Origin of the sequence: Micromonospora sp. LOL_023 (genome assembly GCF_048060115.1) — a bacterium.
Taxonomy (GTDB): domain Bacteria; phylum Actinomycetota; class Actinomycetes; order Mycobacteriales; family Micromonosporaceae; genus Micromonospora_E.
This window is the reverse complement of the sequence record NZ_JBHMIM010000010.1, coordinates 113,496-135,634: the sequence shown is the minus strand read 5'-3', so window position 1 is coordinate 135,634 and position 22,139 is coordinate 113,496. Positions and strand designations below refer to the sequence as shown.

Sequence of the window (22,139 nt, the reverse complement as noted above, 5' to 3'; positions counted from 1 at the left end):
ATGCCGGTCGACGCTGCCCACTCCTTGAGGTTCACGCCAGCATCATAGCAGCTTCAAGAGCGCCATAGATGTCCGGAGCGCCAACAGTCAGCTACCCTCTGCGGGGTGTCTGCCGCGCCGACGGGCCCCAGTGTCGGTGGGTTGGTCTAGCGTCCGAGGTGACATGTTCACCAGTCAACGGGGAGACCTGCGATGACGTCCCGACTCAACCCGTACCTCACGTTCGACGGCAACGCCCGCGAGGCGATGGAGTTCTACCACTCGGTGTTCGGCGGCGAGTTGCGGATCAACACGTTCGCCGAGTTCGGCTCGACCGAGCCCGCCGTCGCCGACAAGGTGATGCACGCGTCGCTCACCACCGAGCGGGGCTACACGCTGATGGCGTCCGACACCGCCCCCGGGATGCCGTACAACCCGGGTGACACCGTCACCTGCAGCCTCAGCGGCGATCCCGGCGAGGGCCTCGAACAGGTGTGGGAGCAGCTGTCCGACGGCGGCACGGTCGCCATGCCGTTCGAGAAGCAGATGTGGGGCGACCTGTACGGCATGTGCGTCGACAAGTTCGGCGTCGGATGGCTGGTCAACGTCGCCCAGCCGCAGTGACCTGTCCGTAGCGCCGCGCCCACAGAGGATCATCGAAAAGTTGTTGGCGGCCGGGCCACGTCGTGTTCTCACCTGTGTCAGATCCCACGACAAGGGAGAGCACAGTGAAGAATCGACTTGCACGACTCGTACTGGCCGCGCTGATGGTGGCGGGCAGCACGCTGGTCGGGGTGGCCGTGGCCGCTCCGGCCTCGGCGGTGCCCGGCCTGGTCTTCGTCAGCGGCGTCAGCGCGTCCGACTCGACCAGCGGCAAGGAAGCGTTGGCAGTCTGCCCGGCGGGCACCCGGATCCTCGGCGGCGGCGGCTTCATCAACGGCGGCGGCCGGCAGGTCGGGTTCACCCGGCTGCAGGCGCTCGGCAGCAGCGACCGGTTCGCCGCCGGGGCGGCGGAGAACGGCGCCTACGCCGGATCCTGGCGGGTGCACGCGTACGGCATCTGTGGTCAGGCCCCGGCCGGTCTGGAGTACATCAGCTTCCAGACGGCCAGCAACTCGAACAACTACAAGACCGCGACGGCGAGCTGCCCGGCCGGCAAGCAGCTGATCAGCGTCGGTGCCCGCACCACCAACGGTGCCGGCAACGCGGTGCTCGACGACCTGCGGCCGAGTACGACGCTCACCAGCGCCACGGTCACCGGCTACGAGGACGAGGCCGGCTTCGCCGGAAGCTGGAGCCTCTGGTCGTACGGCGTCTGCGCCAACCCGCTGCCTGGACTCCAACTGGTCACTGCGACCTCGGCGGTCAACTCCGCCGACAAGGTGGTCGGTGCGGCGTGCCCGGCCGGCAAGCGGCTGCACGGCCTCGGCACCGAGATCACCGGCGGGGTTGGCCAGGCCATCCACACCGGCGTCTACCCGGACGCCGCGCTGACCTCCGCCGTCGACCTCGCGCTGGAGGACCCGACCGGGATCGCCGGCAACTGGTACACCCGGGTGTACGCGATCTGCGCAACCTGATCCGTCCTCCTGCAGGACCGTCGGTGTGGCCGGCCCGTCCGGTTCGGCCACACCGACGTCCCGGCTGCCGTATGTCGCCGGGCCGGGATGAGCACGGTGGCGATGGTCACGTACGGGCGCAGCGGCCAGATAGGAAATACTCGCCTCTCGGGCTGGTACCGACTGCTGCCAGCCGACCCATGGAGGCACAGTGAAGGTTCACCACCTCAACTGCGGGACCATGCGCCTGCCCGCCGCGCCGCTGGTGTGCCATGTGCTGCTCATCGAGACCGACAACGGGCTGGTCCTCGTCGACACCGGCCACGGACTCGACGACATCGCCAACCCGGGACGTCGCATCGGTCCGGCGCGGTTCGTCGTACGACCTGTGCTCGACCCCGACGAGACAGCCGCACGGCAGGTCGAGCGCCTCGGGCTGCGGCGCGACGACGTACGGCACATCGTCGTCACCCACTTCGACGCCGACCACATCGGCGGCCTCTCCGATTTTCCGCACGCGACCGTGCACACCACCGCCGACGAGGTGCTCGGTGCCCGGACCCCGCCGACCTTGCGCGAGCGGCGTCGGTTTCGCCCGGCCCAGTGGGCGTACGGTCCGCGCATCGTCGAACACGGCGTCACGGGCGAGCCGTGGCGGGGATTCGCTGCGGCGAAGCCTCTGGAAGAGATCGCGCCCGGGATCGTCCTGATTCCGCTGCCCGGTCACACCCGGGGCCACGCCTGCGTCGCAGTCGACAGAGGTGACCGCTGGCTGCTCCACGCCGGTGACGCGTTCTTCCACCCGGGCAGCATCGACGGGCGTGGCGGTGTGCCGTTCGCCCTGCGGGCGTTGGAGACCCTCATCGCCTACGACCCCGCCACGGTGCGCGAGAACCATGCCCGCCTCACGGAACTGCGGGCCCGCGCGGCGGCAGACCTGACGATCTTCTCCGCTCACGACCCTGCGGCGTTCGCCCAACTCAGCGCCAGCGGGTAGGCACGGCCGCATCCGCGCTCGCGGCGGCGATGTCGATGTCGGTGGCCGACCCGGCACCGGAGTCCAGGGTGGAAGCGGGTGTCCGCAGATCACCGGCGTCAGGGCCGGTCTGCCGATCCGGCGGGCGACAGGTGCCGGGCGTACGCGTCGGTGGTGAAGAACGCCGGCAGGTCCTCGCCGAGCGCCGTCTCCTCGACGATCCGGGCCGCCGCCTCGGCGCGGTCGCGGTCCGCGCCGTCGCGCCCGTCGACCAGGTCGGTCAGCTCCTCGGCGAGGATCGACCGGACAAGGTCCTCGGTGACGCAGCCGCCGTCGGCCAGCGGCATGCCGTGGTGCAGCCACTGCCACACCTGGCAGCGGGCGATTTCGGCGGTGGCGGCGTCCTCCATCAGGTTCCACAGCGCCACCGCGCCGGCACCGCCCAGCCAGGCGTCGACGTACCGCAGCGCCACCGCGACGTTCGAGCGGACGCCGGCCGCGCTCACCTGGCCCGGGGTCTTGTCGACGGCGAGCAGGTCGGTCGCGGTCACCGCCACGTCGTCACGGTGCCGGTCGACCTGGTGCGGCCGGTCGCCGAGCACGGCGTCGAAGACGTCCCGGCAGGTCGGCACCAGGCCCGGATGGGCCACCCAGGAGCCGTCGAAGCCGTCGCCGGCTTCGCGCTGCTTGTCCGCCCGCACCTTGCCCAACGCGGCCTCGTTGACCTGCGGGTCCCGGCTGGGGATGAAGGCGGCCATCCCGCCGATGGCGTGTGCGCCGCGCCGGTGGCAGGTCCGGACCAGCAGTTCGGTGTACGCCCGCATGAACGGCACGGTCATGCTCACCTCGGCCCGGTCCGGCAGCACGAAGTCCGGCCACTGCCCGAAGTTCTTGATCACGCTGAAGATGTAGTCCCACCGGCCGGCGTTCAGCCCGGCGGAGTGCTCCCGCAGCTCGTAGAGAATCTCCTCCATCTCGAACGCGGCGGTGATCGTCTCGATCAGCGTCGTCGCCCGGATGGTGCCCGGTGGCAGGCCGACGTAGCGCTGGGCGAAGACGAACACCTTGTTCCACAGCCGCGCCTCGCGGTGACTCTCCAGCTTCGGCAGGTAGAAGTACGGGCCGGCACCGGCGGCGAGCTGCCGACGGGCACAGTGGAAGAAGTACAGCCCGAAGTCGACCAGGCTGGCCGAGATCGGCCGGCCGTCGACGACGATGCCCTTCTCCACCAGGTGCCAGCCGCGCGGGCGGACCACGATGGTGGCCAGGTGCTCGCCGAGCGCGTACCGCTTGCCGCGTTCGTCGGTGAAGTCGATCCGCCGGTCCAGGGCGTCCATCAGGTTGAGCTGCCCGCCGATGACGTTGTGCCAGGTCGGGCTGGTGGCGTCCTCGAAGTCGGCCAGCCACACCTTGGCGCCCGAGTTCAGCGCGTTGACGGTCATCTTCCGGTCGGTCGGGCCGGTGATCTCCACTCGCCGGTCGACCAGGCCGGGTGCGGCCGGCGCCACCTGCCAGGACTCGTCGGCGCGGATGTGTGCGGTCTCCGGCAGGAAGTCGGGCAGCTGACCGGAGGCGAACCGGGCCCGCCGGGCCCGTCGGGTGTCCAGCAGCGCCACCCGGTGGGCGGCGAACTCGCCGTCCAGGGCGACCAGGAACTCCAGCGCGGCCGGGGTGAGCACCTCGTCGAAGCGCTCCGCCATCGACCCCAGGATTTCGTATCTCACGCGAACTGCTCCTCTTCGGTGGAGCCGCGTAGCGCGGTGGTCTCCGCGGCCGGGTTGAGCACGGTGCTGATCAGGTCGAAGTAGCCGGTGCCGACCTCCCGCTGGTGCTTGACCGCCGTGTAGCCGGCCGGTTCGGCGGCGAACTCGCGTTCCTGCAACGACACGTACGCGCTCATCCCATCGGAGGCGTAGCCGCGCGCCAGGTCGAACATCGAGTAGTTGAGCGCGTGGAAGCCGGCCAGGGTGATGAACTGGAACTTGTATCCCATGTGGCCGAGTTCCCGCTGGAACTTGCCGATGGTGGCGTCGTCGAGGTGCCTGCGCCAGTTGAACGACGGCGAGCAGTTGTACGCCAGCAACTGGTCCGGGTACTCGCTCTTGATCGCCTCGGCGAACCTGCGGGCGACCTCCAGATCGGGGGTGCTGGTCTCCATCCACAGCAGGTCGGCGTGTGGCGCGTACGCCAACCCTCGGGCGATGCACGGCTCGATGCCGTTGCGCACCCGGTAGAAGCCCTCGGCGGTGCGTTCGCCGGTGACGAACGGCTGGTCGCGCTCGTCGACGTCGGTGGTGAGCAGGGTGGCGGCCTGCGCGTCGGTGCGGGCGATGATCACGCTGGGCACGCCGGCGACGTCGGCGGCGAGCCGCGCGGCTTCCAACGTACGCACGTGTGCGCCCGTGGGGATCAGCACCTTGCCGCCCAGGTGGCCGCACTTCTTCTCGGCGGCCAGCTGGTCCTCCCAGTGCACCCCGGCCGCACCGGCCGCGATCATCGCGGTCATCAGCTCGTACGCGTTGAGCACGCCGCCGAAGCCGGCCTCGGCGTCGGCCACGATCGGGGCGAGCCAGTCGGTGGCCGGACTGTCGCCGCCGGCCGGTCCGACGGAGCCCTCGCCGCTCTCGGCGGTGTCGATCTGGGCGGCCCGCAGCAGTGCGTTGTTGATTCGGCGGACCACCGCCGGCACCGAGTTCGCCGGGTAGAGGCTCTGGTCGGGGTAGGTGTGCCCGGAGAGGTTGGCGTCGGCCGCCACCTGCCAGCCGGACAGGTAGATCGCCTTGAGTCCGGCCCGGACCATCTGCACGGCCTGGTTGCCGGTGAGCGCGCCGAGTGCGTGGACGTAGTCCTCGCTGTGCAGCAGCTGCCACAGCCGTCTGGCACCGTGCCGGGCCAGGGTGTGTTCCTCCTGGATCGCGCCGCGCAGCCGCACCACATCCTCGGGGCGGTAGCCGCGCCGCACGCCGTGCCAGCGCGGGTCGGTGTCCCATTCGTGCCGCAACTGCTGGACTGCGTTCCGCATCGTCGTCTCCTCTGTCGCAGGTGGTGTGCGGACAACGGTCACATGGCACCGGCATTCGGGGCGAGGTACGGAAGAAGCCAATTGTTGAAAAGTCTCAAGCCGTTTTTGCCAATTTGCGAATGAGCTCCTTTTCAGTGGTGTTAACCCTTGTCGGGAGGGTGTTAACGTGGGCTGATCGCAGTGGCGGCGAGCGGGGAGGTGATGGCGATGACCAAGACCTTCGCCGGTGCGCGGCTGCGCCGGATGCGCGAGGACCGGGGCATCAGTCAGACCGAACTCGCCCGGCGACTCAGCATCTCGGCGAGCTATCTCAACCAGATCGAGCACGACTCCCGGCCGCTCACCGTCGCGGTGCTGATGCGGATCACCGAGGTGTTCGGTGTCGACCCGACCAGTTTCGCCCCGCACGACACGCCACGGCTGGTCGCCGGGCTGCGCGAGGCGCTCGGTGGCCGGGCCGGCATCGGCGAGCTGACCGAGCTCGCCTCCCGGCTGCCGGAGGTAGCCGAGGCCGTGCTCGACCTGCACCGCCGCTACCAGCAGGTCGACGAGCAGCTGTCCGAGCTGGTCGGGGACCGGGAACGGATCGGCCGCAGCCCGCACGACCAGGTCACCGAGTTCTTCTACCGGCGGCAGAACTACGTCCCGGCGATCGACGAGGCGGCCGAGCGCCTCGCCGGGCAGATCGGTCTGCGCCGGGGCGAGGCCCGGTCGGCGCTGCAGGACCGCCTCGCCCAGCGGCACGGCGTACGCGTCTCCCGCGACGACGCCGAATCCCTCGCCGGTGAGCTGCACCGTTACCGGCCGCAGACCCGCACCCTGCACCTGTCCACCTCGCTGCGCTCCGGCCAGGAGTCGATTCGGATGGCTGCCCAGATCGCGCTGTTGGAGTACGCCGACGTGATCGACGAGATCATCGAGGAGGAGAAGTTCGACGACGTGCAGACCCAGATCCTCACCCGGGTCGGGCTGGCCAACTACTTCGCGGCGGCGCTGGTGCTGCCGTACGAGCAGTTCCTGGCCGCCGCGGAGCAGCGCCGCTACGACATCGACCTGCTCACCGAGCATTTCGCGATGGGCTGGGAGACGGTCTGCCACCGGCTCAGTACGCTGCAGCGTCCCCGCTCACGAGGGGTGCCGTTCTCGTTCGTACGGGTCGACCGGGCCGGCAACATGTCCAAACGCCAGTCCGCTACCGGCTTCCCGTTCTCCCGTACCGGTGGTACCTGCCCGTTGTGGAACGTCTACGAGGCGTTCGGCGCACCGGGGCGGGTGGTGACCCAGATCGCCGCGATGCCCGACGGGCAGCGCTACCTGTGGATCGCCCGCACCGTCATCCGGCACAACGGCGGCTACGGCCAGCCCGGCAAGGTGTACGCGATCGGCCTGGGCTGTGAGACCCGGCACGCCGGCCGGCTGGTCTATTCGGCAGGGATGGACCTGCAGGCCGCCGACGCCGCAACCCCGATCGGCCCCGGCTGCAAGACCTGTGAGCGGATGACCTGCCCGCAGCGGGCGGCCCCGCCGATCAGCCGTCGGCTCGACGTGGATGAGAACCGCAGCACCTTCATCCCGTATCCGCTCAAGGACTGACCCGGGTTGGTCGTAGTGTCGTCGAGCGACACCGCCCACCACGCCGATCGGCCGGGGTGCACCAGATGGGCGGCTTCGACCGCGACCGGGTCGCCGCACTGCTGGTCGGCGACGGCACCCTCACCCCGCTGGCGGTCGTCGCGGTGGGCCGCCGGGTCGACGCCGGTCAGCTCGACGAGTCGCTCGCCGCCCCCGAGCGCGCCACCCCCGAGCGCGCCACCCGGCAGCGGCTGCCGATCACGGACCTGTTGCTCTCCGTACGCCCGGTGTCGGTCCCGACGGTGGCTGAGCGCGACGGCCGTGGATGACCGGTTTACGGCCGTCGTTTGGCCCACCTAACTTGACCTGGCTCGCTAGCATCGCCGGGATCTGGAACTTGCGGAAGGGGAGCCGTGTCACGGGTCCAACAAGGTTTACGGAACGCCGCCCAGGCAATCACTGAAAGTGGTGGAGATCCGCGGGTGATGGCGATGGCCGAGCTGCGCCGCCGAGGCGGGGCGGTGACCGGGCCGGCCGGCCCGACGGCCGGCGGGGGAGGCGGCGGGCAGCGGACGCAGCTGCAGGACGACGGGATGGATCCGGTCGACTTCCCGGCGGCCCGGGACCTCGGCGGCAGCATCGACACCGTCATGGAGCAACGCCGGGTCCCGCTCGACGACGCGGGGGAGGTGCTCAACCGCAGCGAGCAGCGCCGCGACGCCGACGGGCAGGCGCACGTCATCTGCCCGATGGTCATCCCCCGGGGCAGGTCGCTGGCCACCATGCTGCCGGTGTCACTGCTGCTGGTCATCGGCGGGCTCGCCGCCGTCGTCATCTGGGTCGCCGGCGGCAGCGTGCTGCTCAACCCGTTCTTCGGCATCCACTACTGGCTGCTGTCGCTGTTCGCCGTCGGCTTCGTCTGGTGGCGCCAGGGCATGGTCATGGTGCCGGACGGCTGCGCCGCGCTGATCACCCGCTTCGGCAAGCTGGAGCAGGTCGTCGGCCCCGGCCGGGTGATCCTGCTGAACCCGTGGAAGCGGGTGTCGTACATCGTCAACACCACCCGCGAGTACCCGTTCAACGCCCCGGTGCGCGAAGCCCCGACCAAGGGTGGGGTGAAGGCCTCCATCGACCTGTTCATTCAGTTCCGGATCAGTGACCCGGTGGAGTTCGTCTACACCCTCGGCGCGGTCCGTGGCTTCGAGGAGAAGCTCAGCAACGCGGTGAGTGAGACCATCCGTAGCCTGATCTACGAGCAGCAGGCGGCCGAGATCTACAACATGGTCGGCGAGGACACCGGACGGCTGCTGGAGCAGCTCAACCAGCAGTTCCGCCCGGCGGTCGAGTTGACCAACGCCAACATCACCAGCGCCGAGCCGGCCGACCGCGAATACCGGATGGACCTGGCCGCTCCCGAGATGGTGCGCGTCGCCAAGGACGCCTACACCCACCAGTACGCGCTGCAACTGCGCAAGGAGCAGGACGAGGGCGACCTGACCAAGGAGCTGGCCACCCTGCACGAGACACTGTCCGGGATCCAGGCCGACATTGCCCAGTACCAGGCGCAGATGGACACCGCGGTGGAGCGGGAGACCAACCGGGCCGAGGCGATGGCCCGTCAGCGCTACGTCTCCGCCGAGTCCGAGGCGCGGGCCAACGCTGCGCTGCTCGAGGCGCAGGCGCTGGACATCCGGGCGGTCACCGCCGCCGAGGCACCGGAGATTCTCGAGTACCGCTACCAGCGCGAGGTGCTCGACACCCTCGAAGAGGTCGCCGACCATCTGCCCCGGCTGGTGCGCATCGGTGGGTCGGCCGACCCGAACGGCGCCGTCGGGATCGACCTGCTGCGGCTGGCCCGGGAGCTGGTCGGTGAGCGGGGTGCCGAGCTGTTCAGCGACACCGACATGGCCGCCATGCGGACCAGGTTGACCGAGGTCGTCGCCCGGATCGCCGAGCGGGAGCCGGAGATCGCCGCCCTGCGGGAGGCCGACCGGCCGACCGTGGCGGCCGTCGAGACCGCCGACACCTCGCTGGTCCCCGGTGCGCCGCAGCGGACCGACGCCGGCACGGAGGTACAGCAGTGATGAACAAATTCAACAGCGGCAGGTCGGTCATCTCCGAAGCCGTCGCACCGTGGAGCGAGCTGGCCCAGCTGCTGCGCGGCGGTGACGACGGCAGCCTCGTTCCGGTGGTGATCCCCAAACACCGCCGCCGGCTCGGCTGGATGGTGCCGCTCTGGCTCGGCCTGCTCGCCCTGCTGACCGGCGTGATGCTCTCCGTACGCGGCGACGGCGGCCTGGTCGGTGCGGTCTCCGGTGCCATCGCCGGTGCCAGCTACCTGGCCGGGGTGGTACTGCTGCTGATCGGTGCGCTCTGGTGGTGGCGCTCGTCCATCGTGGAGATCGAGCAGGGCACCCACGGGGTGCTCACCCGCTACGGCGCGGTAACCCGCACCCTGGAGCCGGGCCGGCACTACCTGTGGCACCCCTGGTCACGGGTCGACTTCGTCGTCGACGTCGCCACCGAGATCCCGTACTCGGCGCCGGTGATGGCCTGCCCGACCCGGGAGAACGTGCCGCTGCGGTCGATCGAGTTCTTCATGAAGCTGCGGATCACCGACGCGGTGCTGTTCGTGCGGACCATCGGCGCCGGCAACTTCGACCTGGTGCTGTCCAGCGCCGTGCAGGACGCCATCCGGCAGCGGGCCCGCCAGGTGCAGACCGAACGGGCGTACGACCTGCGTGGCTCCGACGTGGCCGACATGCAGGACCTGCTCAACCGGCAGCTGTCCCGCTACGGGGTGCGGATCACCGGCTGCAACATCCCCGACGTGCAGCTGCCCACCCAGTATCAGCAGCACCTGGCCACCCGGGAACGGGTCGCCAAGGAACACGCCGCGTACGAGCAGGAGTGGGGGCTGACCCGTAAGCGGCGCATCGACAGCCTGCAGATGGACATCGAGCGGGCGAAGAAGGTGCGCGACGCCCGGTTCGTCGAGGTCAAGGCGGCGCTGAACAAGGCCCGTGAGCAGGTCGCGCAGCTGCTGGAGCAGCAGGAGACCAATGCCCAGCGGGTCCGCTTCGAGATCGAGACCCGGGGTCGCAGCGGGCTGATCGCCGCCGAGAACGAAGCCAAGGCACAGCGGCGACTGGCCCAGGCGTACCGGGACAACCGGGCGGTGCTGCAGTACGAGCTGGCGCTGCGCCGGTTGGAGGTCGGTGCAGAACTGGCCAACAAGGCCCCGCAACCGGTGGTGGTCCGTACCGATGGCGCCAACGGTGGTGGCGGCGACGCGTCGGCGCTGTCCACTCTGCTCACCGCGCAGCTGTTGCCCCGGGCAGCCGGGCTGCCGGTGGCGGACCGGGTCGCCGCCCCGCACCGCGACGACGCGGACTGACCGGCGGACCGGGGTGGGTTGGCTGGCCCACCCACCCCGGTCCCGGGTAGGTTCGACTACGAACGCTTCCAGTAGCCCTTGACGATCGTCTGCTCCGCCGGCAGCGCCCAGCGATCGTGCAGCAGCGCCCGGCCGGCGGGGACCACGGACTGCTCGCCGGCCACGAACCCGAACACGGCACCGGCCGGCCGCTGTCCGGCGTCGATCGCGTCCAGCGCGGTGACCAGGGCCCGTGTCTCGTGGCCGGGGCCGGCACCGCGATGGATCCAGTCGAGTCGCACGCCGGGCGGTGTCGCGAGGTCGATCTCGTGATCCTGGTCGGGCACCTCGATCAGGACCCGGCCGAGCGCGGTGGCCGGCATCGCGGTGACGAAGCGGCGGATCGCCGGGATCGCGGTCTCGTCGCCGGCCAGGAACCAGGCGTCCGGTACGCCGTCGAGCAGTGTCGATCCCCGTGGTCCGCCGACGGCCACCGGTGAGGCCAGTGGTGCGCCGACGGCCCATTCGCTGGCCAACCCGCCGGCGTGCACCACGAGTTCCAGGTCGAGCCAGCCGGCGGCGGAGTCCCAGGCGAGCGGGGTCAGCTCCCGGCTGGGTCCGTCGTGTGGCCCGTCGGACCCCAGTGGGAGGAACAACCGGATGTGGTCGTCGGCGCCAGCGGAGGTGAAGCCACGCAGCTGGGCGCCGGTGAGGCGCAGCCGTAGATAGTTCGGGGTCAGCCAGGTCCGCTCGGTCAGTCGGGCGGTACGCCGGAACGCCTGTCCGGCGGCGGCTCGGGTAAGAGTGAACGGCATCGTGTGGCTCCCGAAAGCTGGACTGACTATTAGGCGAGCCTACCCTCAATGAGGGAGCCGGGAGTGTGACCTGCGTCCATCGCAGGCACGAAGAGCGCCACCGACTCAGGACTCGGCGAGCGCGGCGCTGATGCGCTGCGCGTTGGCTGGGGCGATCACCGTGACGTCGGCGGTCCCGGCCGCCTTCGCCGGCCCATCGACCCAGCTGGTGAAGGCGACGCCCGCACTGCCGCAACATCAGTCGGTTCGCCGTACCGTCGGGTTCCCGTGACCGCCGGCGGTCGCCGGATCAACCGACCGGCCGTCGCGCCGCGATCCGGTGGGATGGTCGAATGGCGGTCCGGTCGCCGCTGGCGCCGTCTCGACTGGAGGTCCCGTCCGTGCCCAGATCCGACCCGCTCGTCCGTGTCACCCGTGGGTTCGCGGCGACCCTGCTCGTCGTGGCCGCGATCATCCTGCCAGCCTCGCCGGCGCTGGCGCACAATCAGCTGGCCAGCAGCCAGCCGGGGCAGAACACCCGGGTGGCTCAGTCGCCCGAGGAGATCGTGCTGGAGTTCACCGAGCGGCTGAACGTCGAGCACACCACGATCGTGGTCACCGATGTCGCCGGTGCGCAGTTGCCGGTCGACGGGCCGACCGTCGACCAGCAGCGCGGCGTCGTGCGCCCGGTGAATCCGCTGCCCGACGGGGTCTACACGGTCGCCTACCGGGTGGTGTCGGCCGACGGCCATCCGGTCCAGGGCACGTTCCGGTTCGCGGTGAACGCCCCGCTGACCGACGCGTCGGCGGCGGCCCTGGGCGCCGGGCAGCCGACGTCGGACCCGGGCGCCGGGCAACCGACGTCGGACCCGGGCCCAGCCGCGGAGGCGGACGGTGCGAGCGGCGGTGGCGGGTGGTTGCCGTACGCCGTCGGCGGCGTCGTGGCGCTGGTGGCGGCGGGTGCCCTCGCCATCGTCGTGCTTCGCCGCCGACGTGTGACCTGATGCACTTCGGCAACCGGTGACCAGCGGCATCGACGTTGCGGTCGACGTGAGGAGGCTCACCGGCGGAAGCGGCCGATTCCGGGGCTAGGGTGGCGTTGGTCAGATCCTGAGGTGGGCAGGTCAGGCGGGCCGTACCGCCCAGCGGGGCCAGCTCACCGCCGACAGGGGCACCACACTGTGAAAGCGTCACCGTCGACCGTCGGCATGCAGATCCCGGTGCTGCTCGCCGCGGTCTTTCTCATCTTCCTCGGCCAGATGGCGCTGAACCCGATCATCGCCCCACTGTCGCGGGAGATCGGGCTGGCCGAGTGGCAGGTCGGGACGATCGTCGGCGTCTCCGCCCTGATGATGGTGGCGACCAGCCAGCTGTGGGGCCGGCGGTCCGAGTCGTGGGGCCGTAAACCGGTCCTGATCGCCGCGTTCGCGCTGGCCACCACCGCGACGACGCTGTTCGCGCTGCTCGCCCAGCTCGGGATCCGCGGGGTGGTCACCGGCACCGGGCTGTTCCTGCTCCTCGTCCTCTGCCGCGGGGTCGGTTTCGGCATCGCGGTCGCCGCGGTGGCACCCACCGCGCAGGCGTACATCGCCGACCTCACCGACGACGAGGGTGCCAGGGTCAGGGGGATGGCCGGGATCGGCACCGCCCAGGGCGTCGCGATGGTCGCCGGTGCGGTCGTCGGCGGCGCGCTCGCCGGGTTCGGGTTGCTGGTGCCGCTGCTGGCGGTCCCGGTGCTGCTGGCCGTCGGGCTGTTCCTGGTCGCCGTCCGGCTGCGCCGGGAAACCCGCACCGAGCTGCTCGACGAACCGGTCCGGATCAGCCCATGGGACCGCCGGGTCTGGCCGTACCTGCTCGTCGGGTTCGGCATGTTCACCGCGTTGGGCTTCGTCCAGGTGATCAGCGGGTTCATCGTGCAGGACCGGTTCGGTCTCGACGCCGAGGCGACCGGGCTGCTGACCGGGGCGGTGCTGGCGGCCGCCGGCATCGGGATCGTGCTCGCCCAGGTGCTGATCGTCCCGCACAGCCGGTGGCGGCCGGCGACGCTGCTGCGGGTCGGCGGAACCGTCGCGGTGGTCGGCTTCGTGCTGCTGGTGCCCGTCGCCCACGCCGCCGTCCTGGTCGTCTCGATGGGGCTGGTCGGGCTCGGCATGGGCATCGCGATGCCCGGCTACGTGGCCGGCCCCACCATGCTGGTCGACCGGGACGAACAGGGTGGCCTCGCCGGGCTGATCGGCGCCACGAACGGGCTCACCTACGTGCTCGCCCCCACCGCCAGCACCGCGCTGTACGCGATCTGGCCACCGCTACCGGTGCTGGTCGGCGCGTCGATCATGGCGGCGGTGACCAGCTTCGTCCTGGGGTATCCCGGGTTCCGGCGCGATTCGCCGCCACCGGCGCGACTGCTGCCGGTGGCGGACGCGGGATAGCCCGCGACCGCCACCGGTGCCTCAGAACTCCTCGTCGAAGCTGACCGTGCCGCTCACCCCGACCTGGTACGCGGAGACCCGGCGTTCGAAGAAGTTGGACAGCTCCTGCACGTCCTGCAGATCCATGAAGGCGAACGGGTTGGTCGACCCGTACATCGGGGCGATGCCGAGCTGGGCGAGCCGCCGGTCGGCGACGTGCTGCAGATACTGGCGCATGTCGGTCGGCGACAGCCCGGACACCCCCTGGCCGAGCAGGTCGTCGGCGAACTGGACCTCGCAGTCGACCGCTTCGGCGAGCATCTGACGGACCTGTTCGACCATCGTGTCGTCGAACAGGTCCGGTTCCTCGCGGCGGACCGTGTCGACCACGTCGAAGGCGAACGCCATGTGCATGGACTCGTCGCGGAACACCCAGTTGGTGCCGGAGGCGAGTCCGTGCAGCAGACCCCGGGACCGCAGGAAGTACACGTACGCGAAGGCGCCGTAGAAGAACAGCCCTTCGATGCAGGCGGCGAAGCAGATCAGGTTGAGTAGGAAGGCCCGGCGGTCGTCGCGGTCGCGCAGCTCGCGTAGCTCGAAGATGGAGTCGATCCACTGGAAGCAGAAGTCGGCCTTGCGCTTGATCGACGGGATGTTGTCGATCGCGGCGAAGGCGGCGAAGCGCTCGGTCTCGTCCGGCACGTAGGTGTCGAGCAGATTCAGGTAGAACTGGACGTGCACCGCCTCCTCGAACAGCTGGCGGGACAGGTACAGCCGGCCCTCAGGGCTGTTGACGTGCTGGTAGAGGTTGAGCACCAGGTTGTTGGCGACGATCGTGTCGCCGGTGGCGAAGAAGGCGACGAGCCGGCTGACCAGGTGCCGCTCGGCCGGGCTGAGCCGATCCAGGTCGGCCAGGTCCGAGTGCAGGTCCACCTCCTCGACGGTCCAGGTGTTCTTGATGGCGTCGCGGTAGCGGTCGAAGAAGTGCGGGTAGTGCATCGGGCGAAGGGTGAGACTCATGCCCGGATCGAGCAGCATCGGGTTCGGTGTCATCGTGGCGGTCTCCAACGGATGGGTGCGGGGCGTCACTGGCAGGCGTCGCAGGATTCGGGATTCTCCAGGGAGCAGGCCAGTGCCTCGGCGTCGCTGGTGGCACCGGCCACCGCCGGGATGGTCACGGTGGCCTGCTGGATCCGGGTGGCCGGGCGCGACCGCAGGTAGTACGTGGTCTTGAGCCCCGACTGCCAGGCGTACCGGTACATCGACGACAGCTTGCCGATCGTCGGTGCGGCCAGGAACAGGTTCAACGACTGACTCTGGTCGATGTACGGGGAGCGGGCGGCGGCCAGGTCGATCAGCGCCCGCTGCGGCAGCTCCCAGGCGGTGCGGAACAGTTCGCGCAGCTCCGCCGGGATGGCGGCGATCTGCGCGACCGAGCCGTCGGCCCGCTTGATCTGCTCACGGATCTGTTCGGTCCACAGCCCGCGTGCCTTGAGCTGCCCGACCAGGGCGGCGTTGACCTGGAGGAACTCCCCGGACAGGGTCTCGCGCTTGAACAGGTTCGACACCTGCGGCTCGATGCATTCGTAGCAGCCGGCGATCGACGCGATCGTCGCGGTCGGCGCGATCGCCACCAGCAGCGAGTTGCGCAGCCCGTGCGCGGCGACCCGCTGCCGCAGCGCCGTCCAACGGTCGGTCTGGGTCGGTTCGGTGCCCCACAGGTCGGGGTGCAGGTGCCCGCGCGCCGCCCGGGTCTGCGGGTACGCCGGGTGCGGTCCGTATCGCTGCGCCAGTCCGGCGGAGGTCTCCAACGCGGTCAGGTAGATCTCCTCGGCGATCCGGGTGGACAGTTCCCGCGCCGGCGCCGAGTCGAACGGCAGGCCGAGCGCGAAGAAGACGTCCTGCAGGCCCATCATGCCCAGGCCGACCGGGCGCCAGCGTGGGTTCGACGCGCCGGCCTCGGTGCTCGGGTAGTAGTTGATGTCGATCACCCGGTCGAGGAAGACCACCGCGGTATGGACGGTGTCGCGCAGCCGCGCCCAGTCGATCTCGCCTGCCGCGCCGCCCTCCCCGGTCGCGGCCGGGGTCAGGTGCGCGCCGAGGTTGATCGAGCCGAGGTTGCAGACCGCCGTCTCGGCGTCCGAGGAGACCTCGACGATCTCGGTGCACAGGTTGGACAGGTGCACGACGTTGCCGGGTTCGCCGGTCTGGTTGCACAGCAGGTTCGACCGGTCCTTGAAGGTGATCCAGCCGTTGCCGGTCTGCGCCAGGGTGCGCATCATCCGCCCGTACAGGTCGCGGGCCTTGATCTGGCGTACGGCGAGCCCGGCAGCCTCGGCGGCCCGGTACGCGGTGTCGAACTCGGCGCCGTACAGATCGGGCAGCTGTGGGACGTCGGCCGGGTTGAACAGCGACCACGTGGCGTCGGCGTCGACCCGGCGCATGAACTCGTCGCAGATCCAGTTGGCCAGGTTGAGGTTGTGGGTGCGCCGGGCGTCCTCGCCGGTGTTGTCGCGCAGTTCCAGGAACTCCTCGATGTCGGCGTGCCACGGCTCCAGGTAGACGCAGGCCGCGCCCCTGCGTCGGCCGCCCTGGTTGACGGCGGCCACCGAGGCGTCGAGCGTCCGTAGCCACGGCACGATCCCGTTGGACAGCCCGTTGGTGCCCTTGATCAGCGCACCCCGCGAGCGGACCCGCGACCAGGATATGCCGATCCCGCCGGCGTACTTGGACAGCTTCGCCACCTGCGCGTACCGGTCGTAGATCGAGTCCAGCTCGTCGCGGGGCGAGTCGACCAGGAAGCACGACGACAACTGGGTGTGCCGGGTGCCGGAGTTGAACAGGGTCGGTGAGCTCGGCAGGTACGCCAGTGACGACATCAACCGGTAGAAGCCGATCGCCTCGGCGGGGGTGCGGGACAGTCCGCAGGCGACCCGCAGCAGCCAGTACTGCGGGGTCTCCACCACCTGCCGGGTGGCGGGATGACGCAGCAGGTAGCGGTCGTAGACGGTCCGCAGCCCGAAGTACTCGAACCGGCGGTCGGCGGCCGGGGCGGTGGCGGCGTCGAGGTCGGCGGTGTGGTCGGCGACGAACCGGGCCGTCTCGTCACCGACGAGGCCGTGGGTGTGTCCGAGCCGGATCGCCTGGCTGAACGAGCCGATGCCCTGCCGGCAGACCTCGGTGCCGATCTCGTCGGCGAGCAGCCGGGCGGCCAGTCGGGAGTACTGCGGGTCCTCGCCGATCAGGTCGGCCGCGGTCTGGATCAGCAGCCGGGTCAACTCGGCGGTGGTGATGCCGTCGTAGAGACCACTGAGCGTCCTGGCAGCGACCCGCCCCGGGTCGACGTCGGCGAGCCCGTCGGCGTGCTGCCGTACCGCGTCGCGCAGCCGGTCGGGGTCGACCGGCGTGGCGGTCCCCGATCGGTCGCGGATTCGGGTCGGCCGCTTGCCGGGCGTGGCCGCCGGTGCGGTAGCGGCGGGATGTGTGACGACGGTCACCTGTGGTGCCTCCTGGCATCGCCTCGTGGGAGGCCGAGCGGGCAGGCAGACAGGCGCGAACGCGCGATGGCCAACGCGTCGCAGCCGTCGGCCGTCCCGCGCGGCGATCGGACCACCGGGTACGCGTTCGGCGTATCCGGCACAACGGCAGGTCTTCGGACTTGTGGGCCGGACCGGACATGCCAGTCACCTACTGGCCGTCACTTCCCAGGCCGGGGTGGCCCAGTGTGCTCGACGGCGGTCGTTCCCACTCACCGCTGCGGGGCAGTCCCGGATTCGCACCGGGTTCCCTGTTGCCTCGGCCGGGCTGGCTGCCCGGCCGAACCAGTTGCGTCCGGGACTATATCTGGTGGGTGGCTTCGCGGTGGGTACCTACATGTCGTGTCGTGGTGTCACGTATTTCACTCAGCAGATCGAGTTGTCGCCGACTGCTTGACGATATATCGTCAACGTATCAATGATCCTGCAGTGGAGGTTTACATGAGACGCGAGAGAGCACGCGGTGGCCCGGGGGCCTTTCTGCGCGGCGCCGGATTCCCACCCTTCGGGCCCGGCTTCGGCGGACCCGGTGGACCGGGCGGGCCATTCGGACCCGGCGGTCCATTCGGCGGCCGGGGGGCGGGCGGCGGCCGTGGTGGCGGTCGGGGGCGGCGGCGACCCAACGTGCGGGCCGCGGTGCTGGCCCTGCTCGTCGACAGGCCGATGCACGGCTACGAGATGATCCAGGAGTTGGACTCCCGCACCGGGGGCGCCTGGCGCCCCAGCCCCGGCTCCATCTACCCCACCCTGCAACTACTCGAGGACGAAGGTCAGATCGTCGGCGCCGCCGAAGGCGCCGGCGGCGGGCGCAAGCGTTACGCGCTCACCGACGCCGGTCGACCCGAGGCCGAGCAGGCGGCGCAGGCCGCTCCGTGGACCGAGCTCGCCCCGGAGACCGTCGACAGCTGGCACGATGTACGCGAGTCCGGGATGCAGACGATGCAGGTGCTGCGGCACGTACTGATGAACGGCAACGCGGAGCAGCGCGAGCGGGCGGTCCGGGTGCTCGACGAGACCCGCCGCAAGCTCTACGGCATCCTCGCCGAAACCGACGAGGCTGGCCCGGACCAGACCCAAGACAGTTGAGGTGACGGTGTCGATCCGGCCGTCCGCCGATCGTCGTTACCGCAGATGGCGACGTACGCCTCAGCGAGGAGAACCATGAAGTACATGCTGCTGTTCGTCAGCGCGCCCACCGACGCCCCCGAGCCGACCGTGCCGCAGTGCACGGTCGAGGACTGGATGGCCTATGACAAGGAGATGAAGGACGCCGGGATCTGGGTCAGCGGCAACGCCCTGGCCGACCTGACCACCTGCACGTCGGTGAAGGTCGACGCCGACGGGCAACGGATCGTCACCGACGGGCCGTTCGCCGAAGCACGCGAGGTGCTCGGCGGGTACGACATCATCGACGTGCCGGACCTCGACGTCGCCCTGGACTGGGCGGCCCGCTCACCCGGCGCCCGCGACGGCGGATCCGTGCAGGTGCGGCCGGTCGCCGACTTCGGGATGTGAGCGCGGATGGTCACCGACGGGCGGCGGGAGCACCACGGCGACGAGCAAGCCGTCGCCGTGGTGCGGACCTCGGTGGAGGCCGTGTTCCGGGAGGAGCACGGCCGGCTGCTCGCTACCCTGGTACGCCGCTTCGGTGACCTGCACCTGGCCGAGGAGGTCGCCGCCGAGGCCGTCGAGGCGGCTCTGAGGCACTGGCCCGTCTCCGGCGTACCGACCCGACCCGGCGCCTGGCTGCTGACCACCGCCCGGCGCCGGGCGGTCGACCGGATCCGGCGCGACCACAACCTGGCACTGCGGCTGGCCGTTCTGCAGGCCGAGGCGGACCGGGCTGATCCGGCGCCGTCGGCCGACGGCGACCAGGAGTTGCCAGACGACCGACTGGCGCTCTTCTTCACCTGCGCCCACCCGGCGCTGACCGCGCAGGACCGGGTGGCGCTGACCCTGCGCTGCCTGGCCGGGCTGACCACCGCCGAGGTGGCCCGGGCCTTCCTGGTGCCGGAGGCGACCATGGCCCAGCGGATCGTCCGGACGAAACGGAAGATCCGCGACGCCCGTATCCCGTTCCGGGTTCCCGGCATCGACGAGCTGCAGCAGCGCCTTCCCGGCGTCCTGCAGGCGGTGTACTCGATCTTCACCGAGGGGTACGCGGCCAGTTCCGGCCCGGACCTGCAACGACTGGACCTGGCCGAGGAGGCCATCCGGCTGGCCCGCATCCTGCGGCGGCTGCTGCCCGCGCAACGGGAGGTGGCCGGACTGCTGGCGTTGCTGCTGCTGGTGCACGCCCGCCGGCACGCCCGGACCGGCCCGGACGGGGTCGCGGTCCTGCTCGACGAGCAGGACCGCAGCCGGTGGGACCGACCGATGATCGACGAAGGGTGTGCCCTGGCCCGGGTGGCGTTGACCGGCGGCCCACCCGGGCCGTACGGGTTGCAGGCCGCCATCGCCGCCCTGCACGACGAGGCGCCCGACCTCGCCGGCACCGACTGGCCGCAGATCGTCGCCCTCTACGACGTACTGCTGCGGGTCGCACCGTCGCCGGTGGTGGCGCTGAACCGGGCGGTGGCGGTGGCCATGCGTGACGGCCCGGCCGCCGGCCTGGTGCTGCTCGACGACATCGCCGGGGATCCGAGGCTGCGCACCTACCACCTCTATCCGGCGTCGCGGGCCGACCTGCTGTCCCGGCTCGGCCGGCACGCCGACGCGGCGGGTGCATACCGGCAGGCGTTGGAGCTGGCCGGCAGCGAACCGGACCGCGACCATCTGCGCCGCCGGCTCGACGCCGCCCAGGCGGCGGCGGCCACCGCGACGGACTGACCTCCCCGTTCATCAGAGATCCGACTTTTCCCGCGCAAGCGGCTAGTCAAGCTAGAAGCCGGGGTGGACGGAGTCGTTGACACTGCTGACCTTGATAAGTCAGACTTTTGGCGGGAGGTCGACATGAGTGAGCTGCGACGGCTGGCGGTCATCAACTCCGACGCGAAGAGGGCCCCGGTGCTGCCCGATCCACCCGGCCTCGTCACCGAACTCGTCGATCCACGGCTGCGCCGGTTCGCCCGTACCCCGTACGAGCATCTGCTCACCGAGGTCGGCACGGTCGACATCGCCGAGGCGGCGATCGTCGCCGGCTGCGACGCCGTCTACATCGACACGTTCGGCGACTACGGCGTGGACCGGCTGCGCGCTGCCACCTCGGTGCCGATCGTCGGCGCCGGTGAGGCGTCCCTGGCCTGGGCGGCCCAGCTCGGTCGGCGGTTCAGCATCGTCACCGTCTGGCCCGACTCGATGGACTACCTCTACGCCGAGCGGCTGAGCAGCTGCGCCGGCGGTGCCCTCGCCGTCGGGGTGCACTACCTGTCCGACCAGACGGAACTGGACCGGGTCGGTACCGACGCCGGGGTCAAGGCACGGATGGCCCGGGGCGAGACCGACGTCGTCGAGGCCATCTCCGCCGCCTGTCTGCGGGCCGCCGACCGGGACGGCACCGACCTGATCCTCTTCGGCTGCACCTGCATGACCCCGGTGACCGCCGAGGTGGCCGGCCGCGTCGGCATCGAGATCGTCGACCCGTCGGTCGTCGGACTGGCCGCCGGGCACGCCGCGGCCCTCGCCGCGACCCGACCGGCGCCGCCGACCGGCCGGCTCGGCGCGGTCAGCGCGCTGGTCGACGCCTACCTGGGCGTCGCGGCGCAGCCGGGCTCGAACTGCACCGTCGACGACGACGGCTGCGAGGTCTGCGCGGTGACCCTGGGCACGTCGTCGTGACCCCGCTGTGTCGACGGATCGGCATCGACCTGCCGGTGATCGCCTTCAGCCACTGTCGCGACGTGGTGGCGGCGGTCAGCCGGGGCGGTGGGCTCGGGGTGCTCGGCGCGGCCTCGATGTCCCCCGACGACCTCGAGCAGGATCTCGCCTGGCTCGACCGCGAGTGCGGGCGTCGCCCGTACGGCGTCGACCTGCTCTTTCCCGCCAGGTCCGCCGGTGACGACCCGACCGACCTGCTCGCCCAGATCCCGGCCGGGCACCAGGACTTCGTCGCCGGGCTGCGGACCCGGCTCGGCATTCCAATGCGACGCAGTGAACCGGGCCGGACCCGGCTCGGCGGGATGCCGACCGAGATCGACCACCTGATGACCCACGCGAACGCGTACGCGCTGTGGGAGGTCGTGCGGGCCCACCCGGTGCGGCTGGTGGCCAGCGCGCTCGGGCCGCCGCCCGCCCAGGTGCGGGCCGCCGCGACGAAACTGGACATGCTGGTCGCCGGCCTGGTCGGCGACCCACGACACGTACGCCACCAGCTGGCCGCCGGCGTCGACGTCATCGTCGCCCAGGGCTACGAGGCGGCCGGACACACCGGTGAGATCACCTCGATGGTGCTGGTACCGCAGGTGGTGGCCGCCGCCGGTGACGTGCCGGTGGTCGCCGCCGGTGGCATCGCCACCGGCCGCCAGGTGGTGGCCGCGCTGGCACTGGGTGCCCAGGCGGCGTGGACGGGCTCGATCTGGCTCGCCACCGCCGAGAGCGACCTCGACCCGGTCGTCAAGGACAAGATCGTGACGGCGGCGGCCACCGACACCGCGAAGACCACGGCGTACACCGGCAAGCCGACCCGGCAACTGACCACCGCGTGGACCCGGGCCTGGCGGCAACCGGACGCCCCGGCGCCGCTGGCCTCTCCGGTGCAGCAACTGTTGGCCCGCGACGCCGTGGTCAGCTCGTTCGAGCACCAGGTCACGCCGGTGATGGGTTCGGCGGCGGGTCAGGCAGTCGGTCTGGTGGACCGGGTGCGTTCCGTCGCCAGCGTGCTGGACGATCTGCGTACCGGGATGGCCGACGCGGTCGGCGACCTCACCGCTCTGGCCAGCGACGATGCCAGCGACGACGTTGTCCGAGCCAGCGACTGAC

19 protein-coding genes and 1 riboswitch are annotated in these 22,139 nt (G+C 70.8%); of the genes, 14 read left to right on the top strand and 5 right to left on the bottom strand.

Annotated elements, in window-relative coordinates; all coding sequences use genetic code 11:
• Positions 1-192 precede the first annotated feature (192 nt).
• The 3 genes from ACFHVL_RS08095 (at position 193) to ACFHVL_RS08085 (ending at position 2,535) form a co-directional block, all read left to right on the top strand.
• Positions 193-603 carry a VOC family protein gene (locus ACFHVL_RS08095; protein WP_416626628.1) on the top strand — a complete coding sequence of 137 codons (411 nt, stop codon included), beginning with the start codon at positions 193-195 and terminating at the stop codon, positions 601-603.
• A 104-nt stretch (positions 604-707) separates the two neighbouring features.
• A complete protein-coding gene (locus ACFHVL_RS08090; RefSeq protein WP_416626627.1) occupies positions 708-1,559 on the top strand; it encodes a hypothetical protein in 852 nt (283 codons plus the stop codon).
• Between the two features lie 190 nt (positions 1,560-1,749).
• On the top strand, positions 1,750-2,535 hold the full coding sequence (locus ACFHVL_RS08085; RefSeq protein ID WP_416626625.1) for an MBL fold metallo-hydrolase: 786 nt from the start codon (positions 1,750-1,752) through the stop codon (positions 2,533-2,535).
• Between the two features lie 98 nt (positions 2,536-2,633).
• On the opposite strand, the gene aceB is transcribed toward ACFHVL_RS08085, so the two are convergent.
• Positions 2,634-4,214 carry a malate synthase A gene (aceB, locus tag ACFHVL_RS08080; RefSeq protein ID WP_416626633.1) on the bottom strand — a complete coding sequence of 527 codons (1,581 nt, stop codon included), beginning with the start codon at positions 4,212-4,214 and terminating at the stop codon, positions 2,634-2,636.
• Positions 4,215-4,234: 20 nt separating this feature from the next.
• Positions 4,235-5,536, bottom strand: a complete 1,302-nt coding sequence (gene aceA, locus ACFHVL_RS08075) for an isocitrate lyase (RefSeq protein ID WP_416626623.1) — start codon at positions 5,534-5,536, stop codon at positions 4,235-4,237.
• A gap of 207 nt (positions 5,537-5,743) precedes the next feature.
• Here aceA and ACFHVL_RS08070 point away from each other — a divergent pair, with 207 nt between their 5' ends.
• From ACFHVL_RS08070 to ACFHVL_RS08055, 4 genes are all read left to right on the top strand, one after another.
• A complete protein-coding gene (locus ACFHVL_RS08070; RefSeq protein ID WP_416626622.1) occupies positions 5,744-7,129 on the top strand; it encodes a short-chain fatty acyl-CoA regulator family protein in 1,386 nt (461 codons plus the stop codon).
• Between the two features lie 65 nt (positions 7,130-7,194).
• Positions 7,195-7,437 carry a hypothetical protein gene (locus tag ACFHVL_RS08065; RefSeq protein WP_416626620.1) on the top strand — a complete coding sequence of 81 codons (243 nt, stop codon included), beginning with the start codon at positions 7,195-7,197 and terminating at the stop codon, positions 7,435-7,437.
• 156 nt (positions 7,438-7,593) lie between these two features.
• Positions 7,594-9,192: an SPFH domain-containing protein gene (locus ACFHVL_RS08060; RefSeq protein WP_416626618.1), complete on the top strand. Its 1,599-nt coding sequence runs from the start codon at positions 7,594-7,596 to the stop codon at positions 9,190-9,192.
• Positions 9,192-10,505 (top strand): SPFH domain-containing protein, encoded by a 1,314-nt coding sequence (locus ACFHVL_RS08055; RefSeq protein ID WP_416626616.1) that lies wholly within the window; start codon positions 9,192-9,194, stop codon positions 10,503-10,505. The genes ACFHVL_RS08060 and ACFHVL_RS08055 overlap by 1 nt, the downstream gene beginning before the upstream one ends.
• Positions 10,506-10,561: 56 nt before the next feature.
• On the opposite strand, the gene ACFHVL_RS08050 is transcribed toward ACFHVL_RS08055, so the two are convergent.
• On the bottom strand, positions 10,562-11,299 hold the full coding sequence (locus tag ACFHVL_RS08050) for a siderophore-interacting protein (protein ID WP_416626614.1): 738 nt from the start codon (positions 11,297-11,299) through the stop codon (positions 10,562-10,564).
• Positions 11,300-11,679: 380 nt separating this feature from the next.
• Between ACFHVL_RS08050 and ACFHVL_RS08045 the strand changes: the two genes are divergently transcribed.
• A complete protein-coding gene (locus ACFHVL_RS08045) occupies positions 11,680-12,282 on the top strand; it encodes a copper resistance CopC family protein (protein WP_416626612.1) in 603 nt (200 codons plus the stop codon).
• A 204-nt stretch (positions 12,283-12,486) separates the two neighbouring features.
• Complete coding sequence (locus tag ACFHVL_RS08040; RefSeq protein ID WP_416626631.1) at positions 12,487-13,707, top strand: MFS transporter; 1,221 nt, start codon at positions 12,487-12,489, stop codon at positions 13,705-13,707.
• 21 nt (positions 13,708-13,728) lie between these two features.
• Here ACFHVL_RS08040 and ACFHVL_RS08035 read toward each other — a convergent pair whose 3' ends face one another.
• Both ACFHVL_RS08035 and ACFHVL_RS08030 read right to left on the bottom strand, forming a co-directional pair.
• Positions 13,729-14,739 carry a ribonucleotide-diphosphate reductase subunit beta gene (locus ACFHVL_RS08035; RefSeq protein WP_416626610.1) on the bottom strand — a complete coding sequence of 337 codons (1,011 nt, stop codon included), beginning with the start codon at positions 14,737-14,739 and terminating at the stop codon, positions 13,729-13,731.
• 32 nt (positions 14,740-14,771) lie between these two features.
• Positions 14,772-17,183 carry a ribonucleoside-diphosphate reductase subunit alpha gene (locus ACFHVL_RS08030; RefSeq protein ID WP_416626609.1) on the bottom strand — a complete coding sequence of 804 codons (2,412 nt, stop codon included), beginning with the start codon at positions 17,181-17,183 and terminating at the stop codon, positions 14,772-14,774.
• Between the two features lie 128 nt (positions 17,184-17,311).
• Positions 17,312-17,527: riboswitch (cobalamin riboswitch) on the bottom strand.
• A 136-nt stretch (positions 17,528-17,663) separates the two neighbouring features.
• Here ACFHVL_RS08030 and ACFHVL_RS08025 point away from each other — a divergent pair.
• The 5 genes from ACFHVL_RS08025 to ACFHVL_RS08005 all read left to right on the top strand — a co-directional run bounded on the left by ACFHVL_RS08025 (position 17,664) and on the right by ACFHVL_RS08005 (position 22,138).
• Positions 17,664-18,308, top strand: a complete 645-nt coding sequence (locus tag ACFHVL_RS08025; protein WP_416626608.1) for a PadR family transcriptional regulator — start codon at positions 17,664-17,666, stop codon at positions 18,306-18,308.
• 75 nt (positions 18,309-18,383) lie between these two features.
• The gene (locus tag ACFHVL_RS08020) at positions 18,384-18,737 is read left to right on the top strand and encodes a YciI family protein (protein WP_416626606.1); all 354 of its coding nucleotides are present in this window, start codon (positions 18,384-18,386) and stop codon (positions 18,735-18,737) included.
• 6 nt (positions 18,738-18,743) lie between these two features.
• On the top strand, positions 18,744-20,051 hold the full coding sequence (locus tag ACFHVL_RS08015) for an RNA polymerase sigma factor (RefSeq protein ID WP_416626605.1): 1,308 nt from the start codon (positions 18,744-18,746) through the stop codon (positions 20,049-20,051).
• Between the two features lie 123 nt (positions 20,052-20,174).
• On the top strand, positions 20,175-20,999 hold the full coding sequence (locus tag ACFHVL_RS08010) for an aspartate/glutamate racemase family protein (RefSeq protein WP_416626603.1): 825 nt from the start codon (positions 20,175-20,177) through the stop codon (positions 20,997-20,999).
• Entirely contained in the window at positions 20,996-22,138 is a 1,143-nt protein-coding gene (locus ACFHVL_RS08005) for an NAD(P)H-dependent flavin oxidoreductase (RefSeq protein WP_416626601.1), read from the top strand. Before ACFHVL_RS08010 ends, ACFHVL_RS08005 begins: the two co-directional genes overlap by 4 nt.
• Position 22,139: the final 1 nt, after the last annotated feature.